Origin of the sequence: Sphingobium sp. DC-2 (assembly GCF_000722555.1) — a bacterium.
Lineage (GTDB): Bacteria > Pseudomonadota > Alphaproteobacteria > Sphingomonadales > Sphingomonadaceae > Sphingobium > Sphingobium quisquiliarum.
The window spans coordinates 37,998-58,068 of the sequence record NZ_JNAC01000057.1 but is presented as its reverse complement, the minus strand read 5'-3'; the positions used below and the strand labels follow the sequence as shown (position 1 = coordinate 58,068).

Sequence of the window (20,071 nt, the reverse complement as noted above, 5' to 3'; positions counted from 1 at the left end):
CATGCGCATAAACTGCATCGTTGGACCTTTCCTGCCACTGCCGCCCGTAATGGGTGGAGCTTGTGAAAAAATCTTCTATGCCCTTTGTGAAGAATTCGCGCGGCGGGGTCATGATGTGACAATGATCTCACGGGCATATGGCGAATTTCCCCGTGAGGAAGTCATCAACGGCGTCCGCCATCTACGTGTCCGTTCGCGCGACATGCCCAGGAACAAGATCATCTTCCGGCTCGCCGACATTCTCTATGCATGGCGGATTCGCAAAGCGATGCCCCAAGCGGACGTCACCATTACCAATAGCGTGTCGGCGCCAGTCATCATTCCGCGCCATAAGGCGGGCAAGATCTATGTCGATGTTGCCCGTTACCCAAAGGGGCAGATGGCGCTCTATAGCCGCGTCGATCGGCTGCAATGCTGCTCCAGCCATATCGCGAGGGCGGTGATCGAGCAGACGCCTTCGGTCGCTCATCTGGTGAAAGCCATCCCCAATGCGCTGACCAGCGTCTTCGCGCGGGAGGCGGAAGCGCCTTTGTCGCTGGAGAAGGAAAAGCAAATCGTGTTTGTCGGCCGGGTTGCGCGAGAGAAGGGCATTCATTTGCTGATCCGCGCCTTCGCTCTGCTGTCGCGCCGGTATCCTGATTGGCGGCTGGTCGTCGTTGGACCACATCTGGAAAGTCAGGGTGGAGACGGGGAAGCATTCATGGCAGAATTGAAACAGCAGGCGCAGGATTCGGGGGCGCCAATCGACTTTACGGGACCGGTGTTCGATCAGCAGAAACTGGCCGATCATTTCCGGCGCTCGGCGCTTTTCGTTTACCCGTCCGTAGCCGAACTTGGCGAAGCCTTTCCTGTCGCGCCGCTGGAGGCGATGGCATGTGGCTGCGCGCCCATCGTGTCGGACCTCGGTTGTTTCGAGGATGCGATAACGCCCGGCGCGCATGGCCTAAGCTTCGATCATCGTGACCCGACCGGAGAACCCCTGGCGCAGGCGCTCGAAAAGCTCATGCTGGACGAAGCCCTCCGGCGGCGCTTCGCCGAAGCTTCCAAAGCCAAGAGCCAGGAATATGTGCCTGGGCGGGTCGCCCAGCTTTTCCTTAAGGATTTCTCGGCCCTCACCGGCATGCCTGTGGATGGAGGCATGAGGCATGCGGCGGTCCCCGTGCGACGCGAACCGATCGCGGCGCCAGCCATTGCTACGGCTCAATTCAGTGGGGTGCGCCCGTCATGAAAGCAACGAATGAAAGGCTGAAGTGGGCTGCGCAATGGGCCGAGGACTGGTTGTTCGACCACGCTCTGCCCCTATGGTGCGAGGCTGGTCATGATCGCGAGGCTGGCGGGTTCCATGACCGGCTCGACATGGATGGCCATCCGGTTGATCTGCCTAAGCGGCTGCGCGTGCAGGCGCGGCAGATATATGTCTTCGGCCAAGCTGGAGCGATGGGCTGGAATGGTGACTGGCGCGGCGCAATGCGCGCCGGCCTGGCATTTCTGGACGCTTATCGTCGCCCGGACGGCTTGTATCGAGCCGCAGTCGCACGCGACGGGACCGTGGTCGAGGATACAGCCGACCTTTACGATCAGGCCTTCGTCCTGTTCGCGCTGGCGGCCGCGCAGCGCGCATTTCCTGACGAGCCGGGGCATGAGGAACAGGCAATCCGTTTGCTGTCGCTGTTGATCCAGCACTATGCCCATCCCAAAGGCGGCTTTATCGAAATAGATGGGCGGACCGGGCTCCGTTCCAACCCGCATATGCACATGCTGGAGGCGATGATCGCCTGGACGGAGCTGTCGCCCGGTTCGATAATGGAACGGATCGCATGCGGGCTGACTGCGCTGGCGCTCGACCGGATGATAGACGGATCGACAGGCTCAGTAGGCGAGTATTTCGATGCCGAGTGGCGGCCCCAGTGCGATGACAGCGGCTGCATCCGCGAGCCAGGGCATCAGTTTGAATGGGCGTTTCTCTTGAGTGAAGCCGAACGGCTGCTGGGTTTCGATACCCAGCTCGTCAGCGCCAGCTTGTATCAATTCGGCAGGCGCTGGGGCGTTTGCGATGGTCGCGTGCTTTTTTCAGTAGACCCAAGCGGAAGATCGATCGATGCATCGTCGCGCCTCTGGGCGCAGACTGAACGGCTGCGCACCGCAATCGTTCGTCAGTGCGAGAACGACGCGATCGAAAGCTTCGAGTGTATTCGCGCTTTCCTGAATGTGCGTACGCCCGGCCTCTGGCATGACCGGATGACGGCCGGAGGCGAATGGGTGCTGGAAGCAGCACCTGCCTCCTCCCTCTACCACATCATGACCGGCTTTACGGCATTGATTGCAGAGGAGGCCATTTCGCCAGTGAAGATGGTTCCGCAGCAGGATGTCAGGATCAGGAACGGCTTGTGATCATCCTCTTATGCGGGACCGCCATAATCTGGGCTGCCGGTGCTTGCCACCTATGGAAGCAGCAAAGTCAGTCGGCGAAGCTTGTCTCTATCAACTGGACTGATCGCGCGATAGCCTTGATGTGGCTGCCTTTGTTCTTGCCCTTCGTCCTGATCACGCTGATCGCTTCGATGAAACAGCCGAAAAAGCGAATGCGGCCGCGAAAGCAAAGCCGTTCGCGCCTGTTAAGTCATTCTAAACCTGTCCCGGATAGGAGGAAGAGAGGCTTTTTCCGGGGCTGAACATGAAACATGTAAAGATTGCGAGCGGTTCGCCCCATGAAGGGTCCGTCTCCGAGCTTCAGGTGGTGAATGCCGCGCCTGGGGGCGCATCGGCCCTTGCGGATTGGCAGCATTTTTCGGACCCGTTATCTCATGGCGAGCGCTTTATCCGGGCTGTGTCACGCGCGGCTGGGATCGCCGCCCTGCTCGGTGGCGCGGCCGTTACCCTGTTCGCCTTGCCGCGGTTCTTCTGATCGCCGCGAGAGCGCTTGGCGCCTCAGGACGAAGGTCACGCAGGATTGCGCTAGCAATATGAGCAAGGGGCAGGCAAGGGTCGCCACGATGTCCATACTCGTGTCGGTCCAACGCCAGGAACCATAGGTGATCCGATCCAGCCATTCATTAAGTGCTTCGGCGGCCACAAGGACTGCCAAAGGGGGCAGGCTGTGAAAAGGCTTTCGCAGCGCCCAGGCGCTTCCGAACCATAGGGCTAGGCCTACGACAACATGCGCCATCTTGTCACTGCCGAACAGTCCGACGACCCAGCCGACAAGCTGCTGGTAAAGGGCGACATATTCCATGATCAGGGGGCCGCGTAATTTGCGGCGCTCCATCGCATCCTGCGTTGCAGGACGGGCCGATGAACTGCGCGGATCAATCGAAGTCCTGCGGATTGACTGGACATCGAAGCATGTCCAATTGTGCGCGCAGCAGCGAGAGGTGCGCACCGGTCGCGAGCAGTCCGGCACACCACAATGACGGAAAGGAAGATGGGCGCAAACGCCATTATATCAATCATGCCGGAAGGGGATGATTTGATCTGTATGCTGGACAATGGGCAAGGGCTTGTTGTCGATTGGCGTCAGGCATGGACCTATCGCCGGGCCGAGGATGGTGACGATGCGCTGGCCATCGCAAGGCGCGCTTATGAGATGGCTCCCGATCTTTTTTCTCCTGCCGGTTTGTCAACGCCAGCCGATACCCGCACGAGGCTTCGGCACCGTCGCGCATTGGCTGGAATCGCGTCCAGAATATGCAGGGCCGGCGCGCCGATATTGGCTTCAATCGCGGGAGCGCGACGCGCTGACAAAAAGGAATAGGCGTTTGAGCTAGGCTTTCCACAAGGCTTCGCCCTCAGTAGGCGTTCTTGTGGACCAAGACCTTGAAGGTCTTGAGGATGATCATGACTTCGCGCAGCAGCGACCAGTCGTGAAGATATTCCAGATCCGCCCTCAATCGATTTTCAAGGTCTTCGATCTTCTCGGTAGCGCCGCGGAAGCCGCGCACCTGCGCAAGTCCCGTCATGCCGGGCTTTAGCGCATGGCGGCGCCAATAATTCTGGCTCACCTCCCAGAACAGCTTGCGATCGGCGGTGGACGCCAGCGCGTGCGGGCGCGGGCCGACGATGCTCATGTCGCCCAGAAGAACGTTGAATAACTGGGGCAGTTCATCGATGCTGGTCCGGCGGATGAAGCGACCAACGCGGGTGATGCGGTCATCGGAGCGGCTGGCCGAAAGAGATCCGTCGTTATCGGACGTCTCAACCCGCATGCTGCGAAACTTCGCGATCTTGAACAACCGGTTGCCAAGGCCAACCCGGTTCTGGAAGAACAGGACAGGCCCTGGACTTTCCAGCTTGATCGCGATCGAAACCAGGATGAACAAAGGGCTGAGCAGCAATATCGCGGGGGCCGTGAGGGCCAGGTCGAACAGCCGCTTCTGTAGTCGATCGGACATGTTGAGCGGTCCCTTCGACACGATATGGGTGTCGCTGTCGAAGCAGCGGCCTATGCCGAGCACGCCCGCGTTGCTGTCGTCCATCAGCATTATTTCACCCTGCACCGCTGCCCCCTGGAGCACGATCGTCCAGGCGGAACGCCGCTCCGCCGGGCAAGCCACGACGACCCGGTCGAAGGTGCGAAGCCACCGGCCGAGGCGATTGAGCATATAGGGATCGCTAAGATCAGGTCCGAGCTTGTGCAGGTCCGCATCCAGTATCTCCGTTCGGGGAAGCCGGTCGCGCGGGACGCCATCGCTGATGATCAGTTCGTTGGTCAGCTTGCCGCCCGCGCGGGAGAGCGCATGTAAACTGAACGGCTTTCGCAAGGCTGGAAGGACTATTGCGCTGCACAAAATCGCGATCGCAAAGGGTAGCCGCGTGACGCTCTCGCTGACCTGGGCGAAATAGAGCACGCATTGCACCGCCAGCATCGTCAGTCCGATATTCAGCGCTGCCTTCACAGCCGCCTGCAATGGTTGAGTCAATGCTCGCAAGGAATAGGCGTTACTGTTGACTGCCGCGCCTACATAGATGGGAACGACCATGGCCACCAAATTGATCGCATCCCGGTTGAACCACCCATCGTGAAACAATCCTTCCGCCAGGATCAGCAGCGCGGTGAGGCAAATACAGTCAAGCAGGAGCAATTCGACATAGAGATGCCAGCGTATTTCACTCTTCGACCGCCGCAGCGGGAGAAGATCGCGGGTCTGAGCAGCACTCCTGATGTCATTCAGCAGATACACTAAAACCATCCCTCGGATCGTGGATCCGATCAGCTATGGTGTTCAGCCATCCTCTCCAATTATTCACCGGATGAATATTCAGCCATGGAGGTTATGAGTTTCAATCCCATTTCCCTCGATCGCGTCGCATGACGCCATCCGGTATCGCTATTCTTCCTTATGGCGCGACCATATGAGTTTTCTGCAATAGCGGCGCATCACCTATGGGCGGTGAGCGACGAAACATCATGTTACTGATTCGTTCACATAACAAATGATCGTATATGGAATATCTTGGAGATGCTTTAGTGCAAGTGCAATATCGACAATCAAACCAAAATAGCCCGGCTGTCTGTATTTGAGACGTTCTATCCTTCGTTATCCGCTGATTCACATTGACAGCATGAGCCGAATCATAGCAGCTTTATGACGCACTGCACTATAAATCCCTTTGGAAATTGTTCTGCGTTTAAGAGTGCGCGCCTGTTTTGTGCGTTTTAAGATAGGGGGCCGCTGTTCCTTCATACTTGGCTCGGAACGACTGCTCTTTGGAAACTCAATCAACACAGGCTGCATCGTTGCGGCCACTTGCAACGTGAGGATTCAAGATGGCTTTCAGGTTCAACGTCCTTTCCGCCATGACCATGGTGCTCACCGGAATCCCCGGCGTGGCCGCCGCTCAAGCTCCAATCAGTCTTGAGGCAGGCATCAGCCAGAATGCGGGTTCAAACAGCCAGGCCGGAAGCGACGCTCATGCCACCGGCAACAGCAACGCGGATGTCATCAACCAGTCCTCTTCCGCGAATACTGTAACTACGGACATCGGAAACAATGCGACGGCCACGGCGACCAGCAACGGTGTCCTTGATAACAGTATCGACAATAGCCAGGACAGCAGCTCGCATACGATCATCATGGCGATACAGGACTTGTCGACTGTTACGACCAATAGCGGCGTGAGTGTCGAAGGTTCGGCTACGCAGTCAACGCCCGCGATCCGCACGGGCGATAATGTAGTGAGCGGGGCAAGCTTCGCCAACTTCGCCGGTGTCCTGAACAACGGTTGGAACAGCGGCCTCGCTTCCAACGCGCTCGCGGCGACGAACATCGCGGCGCAGGGAAACACGACGGTGGGGCGCGGCAACTGACATGCGTCTGTTCTCCAGCCACAATAATTTGCTCGCCGCAGCGCTGCTCGGCGGCGGTGTACTTTTGCCTCAGCCTGGGCGGGCTGCGGATGGGCCAGATGCGGATAAGGCGGCTACAGGCCAGCCGCTGAGTGAAGCGGAATTGGACATTAATCGCGGCGGGCAAACCATCGTTTCCGGCAGTCAGACGCTCACATCCGTTCTTTCCGGCAACAGCTTGAAAGGCGACTATAGCGCCGGGGCGATTAGTCTGAGCGGCGAGGCATTGTCCAACTTCAACGGCATCGGCAATTTCGCAATCAATACAGGAGCGCAGGTCAGCCTCCAAACGGCGGTGAACCTTACCATCAATGTTCACCCCTAGGCGCCTGTCCCTCTTTGCCGCGGTGTCCAGCCTGCCGATAGCGGCTCCGGTCGTGCAGGCGCAGGTCCGGCTGGACAGCGATGGTGGACGTCCCGCCGTTTCGGTTCTGAGCTGGCGGGACATGCCGTTCCGCAGGGTGGTGCGCCAACGCTACGACTTCAGCTGCGGATCGGCGGCGATAGCGACGCTGCTCAGCTACCATTATGAACGCCCCATGCCTGAGCGAGCGGTTTTCTTGTCCATGTGGGAGGAGGGGGATCAGGCCAAGATTCGCAAGCTTGGCTTTTCCATGCGGGACATGAAGCTTTACCTAGAGAGTATCGGGTTGCGCGCCGAAGGCTTTCGCCTCACGCCGGTTCAGTTGCGGCGATTGGGGCAGCCCGGAATCGTTATTCTGGACATCAAAGGTTACAAGCATTTCGTCGTTGTGAAGGGCGTCCGTGGCGAAGAGGTGCTTGTCGGTGATCCGATGCTGGGGCTGAAAATCTATTCCTTCTCCGACTTCTCCGCGATGTGGAACGGGATATTTCTGGCGGTGCTCTCACCGGCTTCTGCGCATCCGCCGCTCTACAATCTCGCGGCCGAATGGGAGAACCGCCTGCGCGCGCCAGTCAGGGAAGTGGGGCGGCCGGCGGCCATCACCGATCTCCTCCACCGTTTGCCTCCGCTTTATCAAATCAGCTCGTCCATTAACGCGGTCTCGCCATGAGGTGCGTCAGCGGCCTGGCGCTGTTGCTGCTCTGCTGCCCTGCCGGCGTGGAGTCCGCCAATGCGCAGCCGATTGAAGTGCCGGCCGTTCAATTAACGGACGCGCAGTTGGAAGCGCAGCGCGGCGGTTTCGTCATCGGCGGCGTCGATATCCGTTTGGGCGTGGAGATGCGAACCTATGTCGGCGGCAGCCTGGTCCTGCAAACCAATGTCAGCTGGAGCGGCCAGGAAAGGAGTGTCGAGCGTTCGTTCTCCTCGGCGCTGACGACCGCGACCGATGAGACGCTGGCGGCGGCTGGCCTTGGTTCCGGGCTGGAGAAGTATCTCGGTGGCGGCGGTCTCCTTCTCGCCAACCATGGGCAGACCGTTCTACTTCAGCGCGTGGACGGGTCGTTGCAGACGATGATCCTTAATAGCGCCAGCAATGTCGCGTTGCGCCAGGAGATTGACGCCCGGCTGGACCTTGGCGGCTTCGTGCCATTTCAGGCGGGGCTTTTGACGAGCAAGCTTGGTGAGACCGTCGGCGAGATGGTGGGTGCCTATGGACGGTGACCGCATGGTGATCGCCCGTCTGGCCGCAGGTTGCCTGATGCTCTCAGCCGGGGTTTCGCCGCCGCTTGCTCTGGCGCGCGGCGCAAGTCCAATTGAAGCGCAACTCCAGGCCATGCGCCGGGACCTTGACGCGCAGCGAGCGACGATCGAGGCACAGAATGCGCGAATCTCGTTGCAGGATCGTGAGATCGCGCGCTTGCGAGCGGACATGGCGGCCGCCGGGCCTGTCGAAGAGAAGGGCACCTCCGCCAAGGCAACGACCCACGCCGAGGCGAGCGCACCAACGCAGCCTGTCGGCGAAGCGCCCAGCCTGATCTTCACCGAGCCCAAGGTTGAAGCGTTGCCGGAGGAAGCCGGCGTGCTGACACGGGCAGGGCGCCTCACATTCGATCCGTCGATCGAATATAGCACCTCTTCAAGCAACCGGCTGGTGTTTCGTGGCATTGAACTGACGCCGGGCATTCAGATCGGACTGATCGAGGCCAATGAAGCGGTCCGCAACAGCATCGTCCCCACCGCGACGCTGCGCTACGGCCTGACGAACCGGATCGAGCTGGAGGCGCGGCTGCCCTATCTCTTCCGGTCTGATCGCGTGGAAGTCGTGCAGCAGCGGGAAAGCAGCATCAGCAGGGTCCTGCATCTGTCGGAACAGCATATCGGCGATGCTGAACTGGCGCTGCGCTATCAGCTCAATCAAGCATCGGGCGATCACCCGATCTGGATCGGAAGCCTTCGCGTCAAGATGCCTACCGGCAAGGGGCCGTTCGACATCGCCTACGACGAATATGGAGTGGCGCAAGGCCTGGCGACGGGCTCCGGTTTCTGGGCGATGCAGCCGGGCCTTAGCTTCCTGCTGCCATCCGACCCGGCAGTGATTTTCGGCGGCGTCAGCTACTTACGCAATTTTTCGGCGGACATCGGCCGGGAGATTGGCGGCGTCGCTGTTGGACGGGTCGATCCAGGCGACGCGATAAACGCAAATCTGGGTTTTGGCTTCGCCCTCAATCCCCGTTTTTCATTTTCCCTTGGCTATGAGCATAATTATATTTTTCCGACAAAGACGATGATCGATGGCGTGGTGCAGCGATCGCGATCGATCCAGATCGGCGCCTTTTCCTTCGGCATGTCCTACCGGCTAACCGAAAGGCAGATGCTGAACGTCGCGGTTGAAGTTGGCACGACCGACAGCGCGCCTGATGCCAATGTCACGGTCCGCATGCCCTTTTCTGTCCGCTAGGCTGGGCTGGCCCGACAAGGATGGCGAGAATGGCCAGAGCTTATCCGCCATTCGGTCGCGCAGATATGCGCAACCCCGCGTGCAAGATGCCCAGGCACAACTGGAACCTCCGCATAGACAGCGTTACCTCTATGCGGCTAAGATCCGGTCTACCTGGCTGAATGCATCCGCACGATCGACGGGCTCATAGATGAGATCGAAGAGTTCGCTCCGGGAGCGCTTCACCGAAAAGACACCGGAAGAGGCGCAACGATCATCCCGATGAGAGCATAGAAAAAGCCCGCTAAGTCACTGACCTAACGGGCTTTTCCATGGTGGGCGTGGCAAGGATTGAACTTGCGACCCCTGCGATGTCAACACAGTGCTCTACCACTGAGCTACACGCCCACGGGAGTTGGGCCAATAGCGGGGGGCGCGGGGTGGCGCAAGCGGGAAATTGCGTCTTTTTCCTAATCTTCTGGACAGGCGATGTTCTGCCCATATGCTGCGGTGCAAAGGGGGTAGACGCAGCCATGATGCCATCGACCACAGCGCCGATTCAAACCACGCCGCGCCTGCCATTCTATCGCCAGCTTTATGTCCAGGTGCTCGCCGCCATCACCCTGGGCGTGCTGATCGGCCATTTCTTCCCCGGCGTGGGCGTGGCTCTCCAACCGCTGGGCGACGCCTTCATCAAGCTGGTCAAGATGATCATCGCGCCGGTTATCTTCCTCACCATCGTCACCGGCATAGCGGGGATGAAGGAGCTGGGCGCGATCGGCCGGGTCGCGGCAAAGGCCTTCGCCTATTTCCTCACCTTTTCCACCCTGGCGCTGATCGTCGGCCTGCTGGTCGCCAATGTGGTCCAGCCGGGCGCGGGCCTCAATATCGATCCCGCCAGCCTCGACGCGGGCAAGGTCGCCGAATATCAGCAGCAGGCCCATGCCCGCACGCTGACGGCGTTCCTGCTGGACATCATTCCCGGCACGCTGATCTCGGCGGTCGCGGACGGGCATAACATCCTGCAAGTGCTGTTCGTCGCCATCCTGTTCGGGATCGCGCTGATATTGATCGGGGACAAGGCCGATCCGCTGATGCAGCTGCTCGATTCGGCGAGCCACGCTATCTTCAAGCTGGTCTTCATCCTCATGAAAGTCGCGCCGGTCGGGGCCTTGGGAGCGATGGCTTTCACCATCGGCAAATATGGCATTGGCACGCTCGCCAATCTCGCGGGGCTGGTCGTTACCTTCTATTTGACCTCGCTGCTGTTCGTCCTGATCGTGCTGGGCGTGGTCGCGCGCCTGGCGGGTTTCAACATCCTGCACCTGATCCGCTATCTGAAGGCAGAGCTGCTGCTGGTGCTCGGCACATCCTCGTCCGAAGCCGCTTTGCCCAGCCTCATCGAAAAGATGGAGCGCGCCGGGTGCCGCAAGTCCGTGGTCGGGCTGGTCGTGCCCACGGGCTACAGCTTCAACCTCGACGGCACCAACATCTACATGACGCTCGCCGCCCTGTTCATCGCCCAGGCCACCAACGTCGATCTCAGCCTTGGCCAGCAATTGCTGTTGCTGCTGGTGGCGATGCTGTCCAGCAAGGGAGCGGCGGGGGTGACCGGAGCGGGCTTCATCACGCTCGCCGCCACGCTGTCGATCGTGCCGTCGGTTCCGGTCGCTGGCATGACGCTGATCCTGGGCGTCGACCGGTTCATGAGCGAATGCCGCAGCCTCACCAACTTCATCGGCAATGCGGTTGCGACGATCGTGGTGTCAGCCTGGGAGAAGGGGCTGGACCGGGAGCGATTCGACGCCGCCATGGCTGGCCTGGCGCTGGACCCCACGCCCGACATGCAGGAAGTCGTTCCCGATTAGAGTGCGTGGGCAATTCGGATGGTCTGGAATCGACCGCTAGCGGACGTTCCGCTAAACTGAAATACGTCCCATCATGACTGCATTCGCTTTTGTAGGTGCCGCGCTCGCGGAAATTGCTGGTTGCTTCGCCTTCTGGGCTTGGCTCAGGCTTGGAAAGTCGGCCTGGTGGATCGCGCCGGGGATCGCATCGCTTTGTATATTCGCGTATCTATTGACCCTTCCAGATGCAGATCAAGCTGGACGATCCTATGCCGCTTATGGCGGCGTCTATATTGCTGCGGCGGTGATTTGGCTGTGGATCGCCGAGGGAGCGAAGCCTGACCGTTGGGACCTTCTAGGCACAACAGTCTGTCTTGTCGGTGCAGCAATCATCTACTTCGGCCCCCGTTCGGGAAATATCGTCTAACCACCCATCTTCGTCGTCCCCGCCCGCGCGAGGGACGACGAAATTGTGAACTGGCGGCGCCTGCTAACAACCCATCCAACCTGTTCGGCGCACATTGAACCTGTCTACACCGCCAGCATTTGCCCGATCAGGACAAGGCGCGGCCTGTTCCTGCACGCGCATGCATATGGGGAAGGCCTCAAGACAACCGCTTCATACCTCGGCACCGGGTTGCCCCTGCGCAACAACACGGAGCGCAGCCGCTTCAACCCCTCCGCTGGATCAGCTCAGCCCGCTCATCGTCGCGCTGCCGAATATGCGCTCGATCTCCAGCACCAGGTCACGCAGGTGGAAGGGCTTGGAGAGCACCTTGGCCTGCGGCACGGCCTTGCCCGCCTTCAACGTGACGGCGGCAAAGCCGGTGATGAACATGATCCGCATGTCCGGCGCGACGGATGCGGCGTGCTGCGCCAGTTCGATCCCGTCCATTTCCGGCATGACGATGTCGGTCAGCAGCAGGTCGAAACGGTCGCTGTTGATATGCGGTACGGCGTTCGCGCCGTTCGCGACGGCCACGACTTCATAGCCGGACCGCTCCAGCGCGCGGGCCAGATAGGCGCGCATGCTGTCATCATCCTCGGCCAGCAAAATTCGAACCATCGCTGCGTCAGTCTCGCCTCTGGCGGCCCACGGCCTGCCTAATACCCATCCGTCACGGATGGCGCTTCCGGCCCATATATGCGACAAGGCGCGGATATTATCCAGCCGGGTAACCATTTTTGCCGCGCGGGTGAAAGGAGACGAGTTGAACTATTCCGCGCCGCGGGCTCCGGCCGAAACCACAGCTGCCTACGACCTTTACCGGCCGGACCGGCCGGTCGCGCCGGTCGTCATCTCCGTTCCGCATGCTGGGCGCGACTATGATGGCGCGCTGCTGGGCGCTGCCCGCGTCGAACCGGCCGTGCTGCGGCGACTCGAGGATCGCTGGGCGGACCTTCTCGCCCATCCGCTGATCGGACAGGGGCATGCCGTGATCGTCGCCCGCGCGCCCCGCGCCCTGATCGACCTCAACCGGCATGAGCGGGAGATCGATCCCGCCATGGTGACCGGCATTCCGCGCGACATGCCGCTTCAGACCAGCGCCAAGCTGCGCGGCGGGCTGGGCCTCATCCCGCGCAGGCTGCCGGGCGCCTATGAGCTATGGCGGCGGCCGGTCGACTGGGCGGAGGTCCAGCGGCGGATCGACACCATCCACCGGCCCTATCATGCCGCGCTGGGATCGCTGATGCGCGCGGCGCGCGAGGAATATGGCCACGCCATCCTCATCGACCTTCACTCCATGCCGCCGCTGCCGCCGCCCGCCGCCGGGCAGAGCCCGCCCGCCGTGGTGCTGGGCGACCGCTTCGGACGGGCGGCGTCGGCGCGGCTGATGACGCTGGCGCAGGATGTGCTGGCGGGACACGGCATCACCGCCGCGCAGAACCATCCCTATGCGGGCGATCATATGATCGAACGGCATGGCCGCCCCGCCAGGGATTTGTACGCTTTGCAGGTGGAGGTGGACCGCAGCCTCTATCTCGACGCGGCGCTGGACGAACCGGGGCCGGGGCTGCCCGCCCTGCAACAGGCGCTGACGGCAATGATAACGGCCCTTGCCAGCGAACAGCCGCGCGCCGCCTATCCGCTCGCCGCCGAATAGCGCGATCGTTCAGGGCGGAAACGGGAGAAGGCCAGAACGGCGATCGTTCCGGCCTTTTCCTTTTGAAGCAGCGCTGCGCTGCCCGGCTCTATTCGATATGCTGGTCGGGCAGGGCGGGGGTCGGGCGCGAACCCCAGAGCGCGTAGAAGAGGATGTAAAGCTCGCACGCTGCCGTCAGCAGGAAGGAGGTTTGCAGGCCATAACGGTCCGCCAGCCAGCCCTGCACCACCACCAGCGATCCACCGGCGATCGCCATGATCAGAAGGCCTGACCCTTCCTCGGTCAGCGGGCCCAGCCCCTTGATCCCCAGGGTGAAGATGGTCGGGAACATGATCGAATGGAACAGGCCGACCAGGATCAGCGACCACATCGCCACCGGCCCATTGGCGAACACGGTGATCATCATGACGATGAACGCGCCGATCGAGAAGGCGGCCAGCACCTTGCCCGCGTCCACCTTCTGCATGATCGCGGACCCGGCGAACCGCCCGACCATCATGCCGCCCCACAGGAAGGTGAGGTAGCGGCCCGCCTGCTCATGCGTCAGGTTAGCGATGTCGGGCTGGCTGACGAAGTTCACGAACAGGTTGGCGACGCCGATCTCCGCGATCAGGTAGATGAAGATCGCCGGAATGCCGAAGACGAGGTTGCGGTGATTCCACAGCGAATGCCGCTTGCGCTCCTCGCGCGCCAGCCGCGCCGTCGCTCCGCCCATCGCGGGCAGGGGAAAGCGGGCGATGATGATCGCCAGCACGAACAGCACCAGCGCCACCAGCCCATAGGGCAGGATCACCGACTGCGCGTCGGCCAGCCGTTCCGCTTCGGTCAGCACCGTGCCAGCGGTCGCCGTGCCGCCCTTCGACCGGCCCAGGATCAGGTACGCGCCGAACAGGGGGGCGAGCATCGTGCCCGCCGAATTCATCGCCTGCACCAGGTTCAGGCGCGACGACGCGGTTTCCGGCTTGCCGACCACCGCGACATAGGGATTGGCCGCCACTTGCAGCAGCGTGATGCCGCTGGCGATGATGAACAGCATGGCCAGCGTCACGCCATAGGAAGGCAGGCTGGCCGCCAGCATCATGCCCAGCGACCCGGCCGCCATGATCAGCAGCCCGATCACCAGCGATTTCTGGTAGCCGACCCGCTCGATCAGCTTGGCCGAAGGTATCGACGCCACGAAATAGGCGATGAACCACACGGATTCGATCAGCGTCGTCTGGGTGTAGTTGAGGTCGAACACGCTGCGCAGATGGGGCAGCAGCGTGTTGTTGATGACCGTGATGAACCCCCACATGAAGAAGAGGCTGGCCAGAAGCGTCAGCGCCGGGCCGTAGCGGGTGGCTGGATGATGCTCCGCCGTCAGGGTGGCCGATGATGATGGGGGAGCAGGCATTCATCTTCTCCGTCAAGCGGCAACAGGCTTGTGCTGTTTCAATTTGTCCGAGTATATAGCTCCCCATCGGGCGTCAATATGTCTCGGCGGCGGAAGGGGTCGTGCTGAAAAGGACGGGCAGCCATGTTTTTCGAACATTTGCGTTCTATTTTCTCGGACTGATCATGGCAAGCACATCCGCATCGGCAGAAGCAAGCCGCGCTCCCGCAGGAAAGCTGCCGGACGGCACCCCGGTCGAGGTCATCACCCTGGACAATGGAAAAGGCGTCACGGCAAAAATACTGACTTATGGCGCGGCCTTGCAGTCGCTGACGGGGCCTGACCGGAACGGCAGGATCGCCGATGTGCTGCTGGGCTATGACGACGTGGCGGGCTATCTCGCGCATCCCGAATATTTCGGCGTCACCATCGGCCGCTACGCCAATCGCATCGCGGGCGGCAGGTTCATGCTCGACGGCCATGATCACCAGCTTCCCTTCAATGACAAGACCAATACGCTGCACGGCGGCGGCAAGGGCTTCACCAATACGCTGCACGGCGGCGGCAAGGGCTTCGACAAGCAGGTCTGGAAGGTCGTGTCGGTCAGCAGCACGCCCCGGCCGCAGGCCGTCCTGTCCTACAGCAGCCCCGACGGCGATTCCGGCTATCCCGGCAGGCTCGACACGCAGGTCAGCTACGCGCTGGACGAAAGCGGCGCCCTGACCATCAGCTTCGAGGCGGCGGCGAACAAGCCGACCATCGTCAACCTCACCAACCATGCCATCTTCAACCTGTCGGGGGAGGGGGCGCCCGGTGGCGCGCTCGGCCATCTGCTGACCATAGCCGCAAAGGCCTACACGCCCGTCGATGCCGGGCTCATCCCGACTGGAGAGATCAGGCCGGTAGCCGGAACGCCCTTCGATTTCCGCACGCCCCGGCGGGTGGAAGACGGCGTCAGGGACGGGACCGATGCGCAGATCAGGTTCGGCCGGGGCTATGATCATAATTGGGCGCTGGACAAGGGGATCACGGCCAGGCCCGAACTCGCCGCGCGGCTGGAAGATCCCGTGTCGGGCCGCGTGCTGGACGTGCTGACCACCGAGCCGGGGCTGCAATTCTATTCCGGCAACTTCTTCGACGGCACGCTGGCGGGCAAGCAGGGGCATCTCTATCGCATGGGCGATGGCATCGCGCTGGAGCCGCAGAAATTCCCCGACACGCCCAACAAGCCGGACTTTCCATCCGCGCGCGTGGATCCCGGCAAGCCCTACCGCCATGTCATGATCTACCGTCTGTCAGTAAGGCATTGATGCGATGAGCGAATGGAAACGGATCGACCGCGATGTGCGCGACACGCTGGGCGAGGGGACATTATGGTCGGCGCGCGAAAACGCTGTCTATTGGGTCGACATACGCGCGCCCGCGCTCAACCGCCTGTCGCTAACCGATGGCGGCATCAGGCGCTGGCCAATGCCCGAACCGCTCGGCTGGGTGGTGGAACGGCGCGGCGGCGGTTTCGTCGCTGGGTTCCAGAGCGGCTTTGCCCGGCTGACGCTCGATCCCGTCGCGATCGATCCGATCGGCGATCCCGAACCTCATTTGCCCGGCAACCGCATGAACGATGGCAAGGCCGATGCGGACGGGCGCATCTGGTGCGGCACCATGGATATGGCGGAGGAACAGGATAGCGGCTCCTTCTACCGGCTCGACCCGGACGGCCGCTGGACGGTGATGGACACCGGCTATCTGGTGCCCAACGGCCCAGCCTTCTCTCCCTGCGGCCGCTGGCTTTACCATACCGATTCGGCGCGGCGCACCATCTACCGCTTCTCCCGGACCGATGGCGGCGGCCTTGCCAGCCGCCAGCCCTTCATCCTCTTTTCGGAAGAGGAAGGCTATCCCGATGGCATGACGGTCGATTCCCAGGGGCATCTGTGGATCGCGCATTGGGGCGGCGCGCGCATCAGCCGCTTCACGCCCGAAGGAAAGCTGGACCGCGTCATCCCGCTGCCCGCGCGGCAGGTGACGAACATCACCTTCGCCGGGCCGAAGCTGGACCGCATGTTCGTGACATCGGCGGCGTTCAACCTGCCTGAAAGCGAATATGACGGCGCACTTTTCGAAGTCGACGCAGGCGTGACCGGCCTTCCCGCATCCCTGTTCGCTGGCTGATCGATCGGCGTGGGCGGGCGAGGGAGATGCCCGGCAATCCCGCTTCCGGGTTAAAGCCGGGCGACGCCGCGCTTCATGCGATGGCTATCCCGGCTCCGGTAGCGCCAGGTCCATGTCCGCCAGCGCCAGCCGCAGCAGCTCCATCATCGCATCGCGCGCCGCCGCCGCGTCGCTGGCGGCAATGGCGCGGCACACCGCCTGATGGTCGGGCAGGGGATCGCGCGGCGCCTTCTGCTTGCGCTGCTTGAACATGGTCGTCCATCCCACCGCCGCGCCGACTGAACTGGCCAGCGCCGCCAGCGCATCATTGTGGGTCGCCGCCAATATCGCATTATGGAATTGCTGGTCCGCCAGCCGCCCCGCCGGGGTGGACAGGCCATGCCGCTCCATTTCCTCCAGCGCGCGCTGCATCGTGGCGATCTGGTCCTCCGTGCGCCGCCGCGCCGCGAACTCCGCGGCCGCCGGTTCGATCACGCCGCGCAGTTCGAACAGGTCGCGGATGAAGGCGGGGTCGGGCTCCCCTGCGAACATCCAGGCCAGCATTTCCGGGTCCAGCACGTTCCACCGGCTGCGCGGCAGCACGCGGGTGCCTGCCTTGGGCCTGCTTTCCAGCATCCCCTTGGCCACCAAAATGCGCACCGCTTCCCGATAGGCGGTGCGCGATACGCCCAGCCGTTCGGCCGCCTCTATCTCGCCTTCGAACAGGTCGCCGGGGCGGTGCCTGCCCATGAGGATCGCCGTGCCCAGATCGCGCGCGATAGCCTGATGGATGCGCAGCGCGCCTTCTTCATTCCCGGTCCTGTGCGCGCCTGCCAAACCCCAACCCCTTCAATCCTCAAAGGCTGTAGTAGGACAATGTTCGCCGCAAAGGAAGGCGTCGGCCACCAGCCGCAGGGGCGCGACATCGGCGTCGATCGCGTGATTCGCCACCAGCGTCACGAACCGCCGGTACATGGAGGGATATTCCTCGTCCGGCGCCTGCACCTGCACTTCGCCATCCAGCCGCAGCATATTGCCGCCCTCGGACAGCAGTAGCTGGCCGTCATCGGTCTCCACCGCGATGTCCCATGTCTGCGGGCCTGTCTGCCGCCAGTCGAACACGGCATCCACGGATGCGCCCGACGCCGTCGCCATGCGCAGTTCGGCGCCGATCGGGGCCTGCTTGTTCGCGGGCACCTCCAGCTTCGCCGACAGCAGCGCCAGCGGATCGGACACGATCTCGGTCAGGATGGACAGGGCGTTGATGCCGGGGTCAAACACGCCGAAGCCGCCCGCTTCCCAGATCCACGGCTGGCCGGGATGCCAGTGCCGCACATCCTCGCGCCACTGGATCGAAATATGGCGGATCGTCCGCGTCGCCAGCCACTGGCCCGCATGCGCGACAGCGGCGGCGTAGCGGCTATGCCAGCTGGCATAGAGCGTCACGCCCTGCCGTTCGGCCAGCGCGATCAGCGCCTCCACCTCCGAAACGGTCGCGCCCGGCGGCTTTTCCAGGAATACGTGCTTGCCCGCCAGCAGCGCCTGCCGCGCCGCCTCGTAACGCACCTGCGGCGGCTGGCACAGGATGACCGCGTCCAGATCGGGCTCGCCCGCCAGCATGGCGTCAAGGCCGGGATAGTTGTTCACGCCTTCCGCCTGCGCATTGCGGCTGGCGACGGCGGCAAGCTCTATGCCCTCCACCTTCTCCATCGCGGGCAGATGCTGGTCGCGCGCGATCTTGCCCAGGCCGACCAGCCCGGCTTTGATGCCGCCGCTCACAGCGCGCGGTCCTGACCGGCGGCGGCCTCCAGCCTGCCTTCGACCCGGCGGATCAGCTTCCACGGATTGGCGGCTTGCAAGGCGGGGGGCAGCAGCGCGTCAGGCACGTCCTGATAGCAGACCGGGCGCAGGAAGCGCTCCATGGCCAGGGTTCCAACGGAACTCGTGCGCCCATCCGACGTCGCCGGGAACGGCCCGCTATGCACCATGGCATAGGTGACCTCGACGCCGGTCGGCCAACCATTGGTCAGGATGCGCCCTGCCTTGCGCGACAGGGCCGGGAGCAGCCTGGCCGCATCGGCGCTGTCGCCTTCCTCCATGTGCAGCGTGGCGGTCAGCTGACCCTCCAGCCCGGCGATGGTTTCCAGCACCTCGTCGATGCTGCGGCATGAAAGCAGGATGGAGGAGGAGCCGAACACTTCATGGGCCAGCGCCGGGTTGCTGCGGAACCGCTCCGCGTCCGTTGTGAACAAGGCATGCTGCCCCCGGTTCGCGCCCTGCGCCTGCGCGCCGCGCGCGACAGTGGTGACGCCTTCGGCCGACAGCAGGGCGGCGACGCCCTTTTCATAGGCTTCATGGATGCCGGGCGTCAGCATGACCTGCGGCTCGCTCGCCGTCATCGCCTGCGCGGCGGCGGCGACGAAGCGGTCGAGGTCCGGCCCTTCCAGCGCGATGACCAGCCCCGGATTGGTGCAGAACTGGCCCGATCCCATGATCAGCGACCCGACGAAGGCCGCGCCCAGAGCATCGGCACGCGCCGCAAGCGCGCCGGGCAGCAGGACGACCGGGTTGATGCTGCTCATCTCCGCATAGACAGGGATGGGCTCGGCCCGCTTGGCCGCGATCTGCATCAGCGCGATGCCGCCGCCGCGCGATCCGGTGAAGCCCACCGCCTTGATGCGCGGGTCCGAAACCAGCGCGCCGCCCAGTTCATGGGTCGATCCGGGCAGGTAAGAAAAGACGCCCTCATGCAGGCCGCATGCCTTCACCGCCGCCTGGATGGCGCGCGCCACCAGCTCGCCGGTGCCGGGATGGGCGGGATGGCCCTTCACCACCACGGGGCAACCCGCCGCGAAGGCTGATGCCGTGTCGCCGCCCGCCGTCGAGAAGGCGAGGGGGAAATTGGACGCGCCGAACACCGCGACCGGCCCCAGCGCCTGATTGACGCGGCGCAGGTCGCTGCGGGGCAGCGGCTGCCGTTCGGGAAGGGCCTTGTCGATGGCGGCGTCCAGCCAGTCGCCCTGCCGCACATAGCTGGCGAACAGGCGCAATTGGCCCACGGTGCGGCCGCGCTCGCCCTCCAGCCGGGGGCGAGGCAGGCCGGATTCGGTCATGGCGGTTTCGATCAGCAGGTCGCCGATCGCCAATATCTGCTCGGCCGCTGTCTCAAGGAAGGTCGCGCGCGCGTCCGGCGTCAGCGCCGAAAAGCTCTCGAACGCCGCTTCCGCCAAGGCGCAGGCGTCGGCCACATCGGCGGGCGACGCGTTGGAAAAGGCGACCTCGCCCTGCCCGCCGCTGGCGGGATGGACCGCGAAAAAGGGATCGCCCCCGCGCCGTTCGCTTGCGCCAACCAGTATCGCTCCGTTGAACATGCTTAATCTCCTGCTCGCCGGTCCGCCCGTGCAGCAGGCGGGACCGGCATGATTCGTTTCGCCAGGGCGGCTGTGGGCCGC

20 protein-coding genes and 1 tRNA gene are annotated in these 20,071 nt (G+C 62.8%); 13 read left to right on the top strand and 8 right to left on the bottom strand.

The window, feature by feature from the left end:
- Position 1: 1 nt before the first annotated feature.
- A complete protein-coding gene (locus tag ET21_RS0112895; protein ID WP_081856724.1) occupies positions 2-1,228 on the top strand; it encodes a glycosyltransferase family 4 protein in 1,227 nt (408 codons plus the stop codon).
- Complete coding sequence (locus ET21_RS0112890; RefSeq protein ID WP_051768169.1) at positions 1,225-2,391, top strand: AGE family epimerase/isomerase; 1,167 nt, start codon at positions 1,225-1,227, stop codon at positions 2,389-2,391. The genes ET21_RS0112895 and ET21_RS0112890 overlap by 4 nt, the downstream gene beginning before the upstream one ends.
- Before the next feature lie 439 nt (positions 2,392-2,830).
- Here ET21_RS0112890 and ET21_RS26665 read toward each other — a convergent pair whose 3' ends face one another.
- Positions 2,831-3,265, bottom strand: a complete 435-nt coding sequence (locus ET21_RS26665) for a hypothetical protein (protein WP_051768168.1) — start codon at positions 3,263-3,265, stop codon at positions 2,831-2,833.
- Between the two features lie 156 nt (positions 3,266-3,421).
- Between ET21_RS26665 and ET21_RS0112875 the strand changes: the two genes are divergently transcribed.
- On the top strand, positions 3,422-3,751 hold the full coding sequence (locus ET21_RS0112875) for a hypothetical protein (RefSeq protein ID WP_021238913.1): 330 nt from the start codon (positions 3,422-3,424) through the stop codon (positions 3,749-3,751).
- A 34-nt stretch (positions 3,752-3,785) separates the two neighbouring features.
- On the opposite strand, the gene ET21_RS28510 is transcribed toward ET21_RS0112875, so the two are convergent.
- Positions 3,786-5,177 carry a sugar transferase gene (locus ET21_RS28510; protein WP_021238914.1) on the bottom strand — a complete coding sequence of 464 codons (1,392 nt, stop codon included), beginning with the start codon at positions 5,175-5,177 and terminating at the stop codon, positions 3,786-3,788.
- A gap of 587 nt (positions 5,178-5,764) precedes the next feature.
- On the opposite strand from ET21_RS28510, the gene ET21_RS0112865 reads away from it, so the two are divergent.
- Genes ET21_RS0112865 through ET21_RS0112845 form a run of 5 tightly spaced genes read left to right on the top strand, consistent with a single transcriptional unit; the run spans position 5,765 to position 9,165 of the window.
- Entirely contained in the window at positions 5,765-6,304 is a 540-nt protein-coding gene (locus ET21_RS0112865) for a hypothetical protein (protein ID WP_030540029.1), read from the top strand.
- 1 nt (position 6,305) lies between these two features.
- Entirely contained in the window at positions 6,306-6,668 is a 363-nt protein-coding gene (locus ET21_RS0112860) for a hypothetical protein (protein WP_030540028.1), read from the top strand.
- Complete coding sequence (locus tag ET21_RS0112855; protein ID WP_051768167.1) at positions 6,655-7,377, top strand: C39 family peptidase; 723 nt, start codon at positions 6,655-6,657, stop codon at positions 7,375-7,377. The genes ET21_RS0112860 and ET21_RS0112855 overlap by 14 nt, the downstream gene beginning before the upstream one ends.
- Positions 7,374-7,928, top strand: a complete 555-nt coding sequence (locus ET21_RS0112850; RefSeq protein ID WP_030540026.1) for a hypothetical protein — start codon at positions 7,374-7,376, stop codon at positions 7,926-7,928. Before ET21_RS0112855 ends, ET21_RS0112850 begins: the two co-directional genes overlap by 4 nt.
- Positions 7,918-9,165 (top strand): transporter, encoded by a 1,248-nt coding sequence (locus ET21_RS0112845; protein ID WP_051768166.1) that lies wholly within the window; start codon positions 7,918-7,920, stop codon positions 9,163-9,165. The genes ET21_RS0112850 and ET21_RS0112845 overlap by 11 nt, the downstream gene beginning before the upstream one ends.
- A 312-nt stretch (positions 9,166-9,477) precedes the next feature.
- On the opposite strand, the gene ET21_RS0112840 is transcribed toward ET21_RS0112845, so the two are convergent.
- Positions 9,478-9,552: transfer RNA gene (locus ET21_RS0112840), tRNA-Val, on the bottom strand.
- Between the two features lie 125 nt (positions 9,553-9,677).
- Here ET21_RS0112840 and ET21_RS0112835 point away from each other — a divergent pair.
- Both ET21_RS0112835 and ET21_RS27090 read left to right on the top strand, forming a co-directional pair.
- Positions 9,678-11,012: a dicarboxylate/amino acid:cation symporter gene (locus tag ET21_RS0112835; protein WP_021238921.1), complete on the top strand. Its 1,335-nt coding sequence runs from the start codon at positions 9,678-9,680 to the stop codon at positions 11,010-11,012.
- A gap of 73 nt (positions 11,013-11,085) precedes the next feature.
- On the top strand, positions 11,086-11,418 hold the full coding sequence (locus ET21_RS27090; protein ID WP_081856723.1) for a YnfA family protein: 333 nt from the start codon (positions 11,086-11,088) through the stop codon (positions 11,416-11,418).
- A 261-nt stretch (positions 11,419-11,679) separates the two neighbouring features.
- Here the strand turns inward: ET21_RS27090 and cpdR are convergent, their stop codons facing one another.
- Positions 11,680-12,057, bottom strand: a complete 378-nt coding sequence (gene cpdR / locus ET21_RS0112830; protein WP_030540024.1) for a cell cycle two-component system response regulator CpdR — start codon at positions 12,055-12,057, stop codon at positions 11,680-11,682.
- A 145-nt stretch (positions 12,058-12,202) separates the two neighbouring features.
- Here cpdR and ET21_RS0112825 point away from each other — a divergent pair, with 145 nt between their 5' ends.
- Positions 12,203-13,096: an N-formylglutamate amidohydrolase gene (locus ET21_RS0112825; RefSeq protein ID WP_030540023.1), complete on the top strand. Its 894-nt coding sequence runs from the start codon at positions 12,203-12,205 to the stop codon at positions 13,094-13,096.
- 88 nt (positions 13,097-13,184) lie between these two features.
- On the opposite strand, the gene ET21_RS0112820 is transcribed toward ET21_RS0112825, so the two are convergent.
- Positions 13,185-14,489: a sugar MFS transporter gene (locus ET21_RS0112820; RefSeq protein ID WP_030540022.1), complete on the bottom strand. Its 1,305-nt coding sequence runs from the start codon at positions 14,487-14,489 to the stop codon at positions 13,185-13,187.
- Between the two features lie 164 nt (positions 14,490-14,653).
- Between ET21_RS0112820 and ET21_RS0112815 the strand changes: the two genes are divergently transcribed.
- Together ET21_RS0112815 and ET21_RS0112810 are read left to right on the top strand one after the other, a co-directional pair.
- On the top strand, positions 14,654-15,778 hold the full coding sequence (locus ET21_RS0112815; protein WP_051768180.1) for an aldose epimerase family protein: 1,125 nt from the start codon (positions 14,654-14,656) through the stop codon (positions 15,776-15,778).
- A gap of 4 nt (positions 15,779-15,782) precedes the next feature.
- Positions 15,783-16,640: an SMP-30/gluconolactonase/LRE family protein gene (locus ET21_RS0112810; RefSeq protein ID WP_030540020.1), complete on the top strand. Its 858-nt coding sequence runs from the start codon at positions 15,783-15,785 to the stop codon at positions 16,638-16,640.
- Positions 16,641-16,724: 84 nt separating this feature from the next.
- Here ET21_RS0112810 and ET21_RS0112805 read toward each other — a convergent pair whose 3' ends face one another.
- From ET21_RS0112805 to ET21_RS0112795, 3 genes are read right to left on the bottom strand one after another with little or no spacing between them, the layout of a single operon-like run.
- Positions 16,725-17,456: a FadR/GntR family transcriptional regulator gene (locus ET21_RS0112805; RefSeq protein WP_021238411.1), complete on the bottom strand. Its 732-nt coding sequence runs from the start codon at positions 17,454-17,456 to the stop codon at positions 16,725-16,727.
- A gap of 12 nt (positions 17,457-17,468) precedes the next feature.
- Positions 17,469-18,398 carry a Gfo/Idh/MocA family protein gene (locus tag ET21_RS0112800; protein ID WP_272945214.1) on the bottom strand — a complete coding sequence of 310 codons (930 nt, stop codon included), beginning with the start codon at positions 18,396-18,398 and terminating at the stop codon, positions 17,469-17,471.
- Entirely contained in the window at positions 18,395-19,990 is a 1,596-nt protein-coding gene (locus tag ET21_RS0112795) for an aldehyde dehydrogenase (NADP(+)) (RefSeq protein ID WP_030540018.1), read from the bottom strand. Before ET21_RS0112795 ends, ET21_RS0112800 begins: the two co-directional genes overlap by 4 nt.
- Between the last annotated feature and the right edge of the window lie 81 nt (positions 19,991-20,071).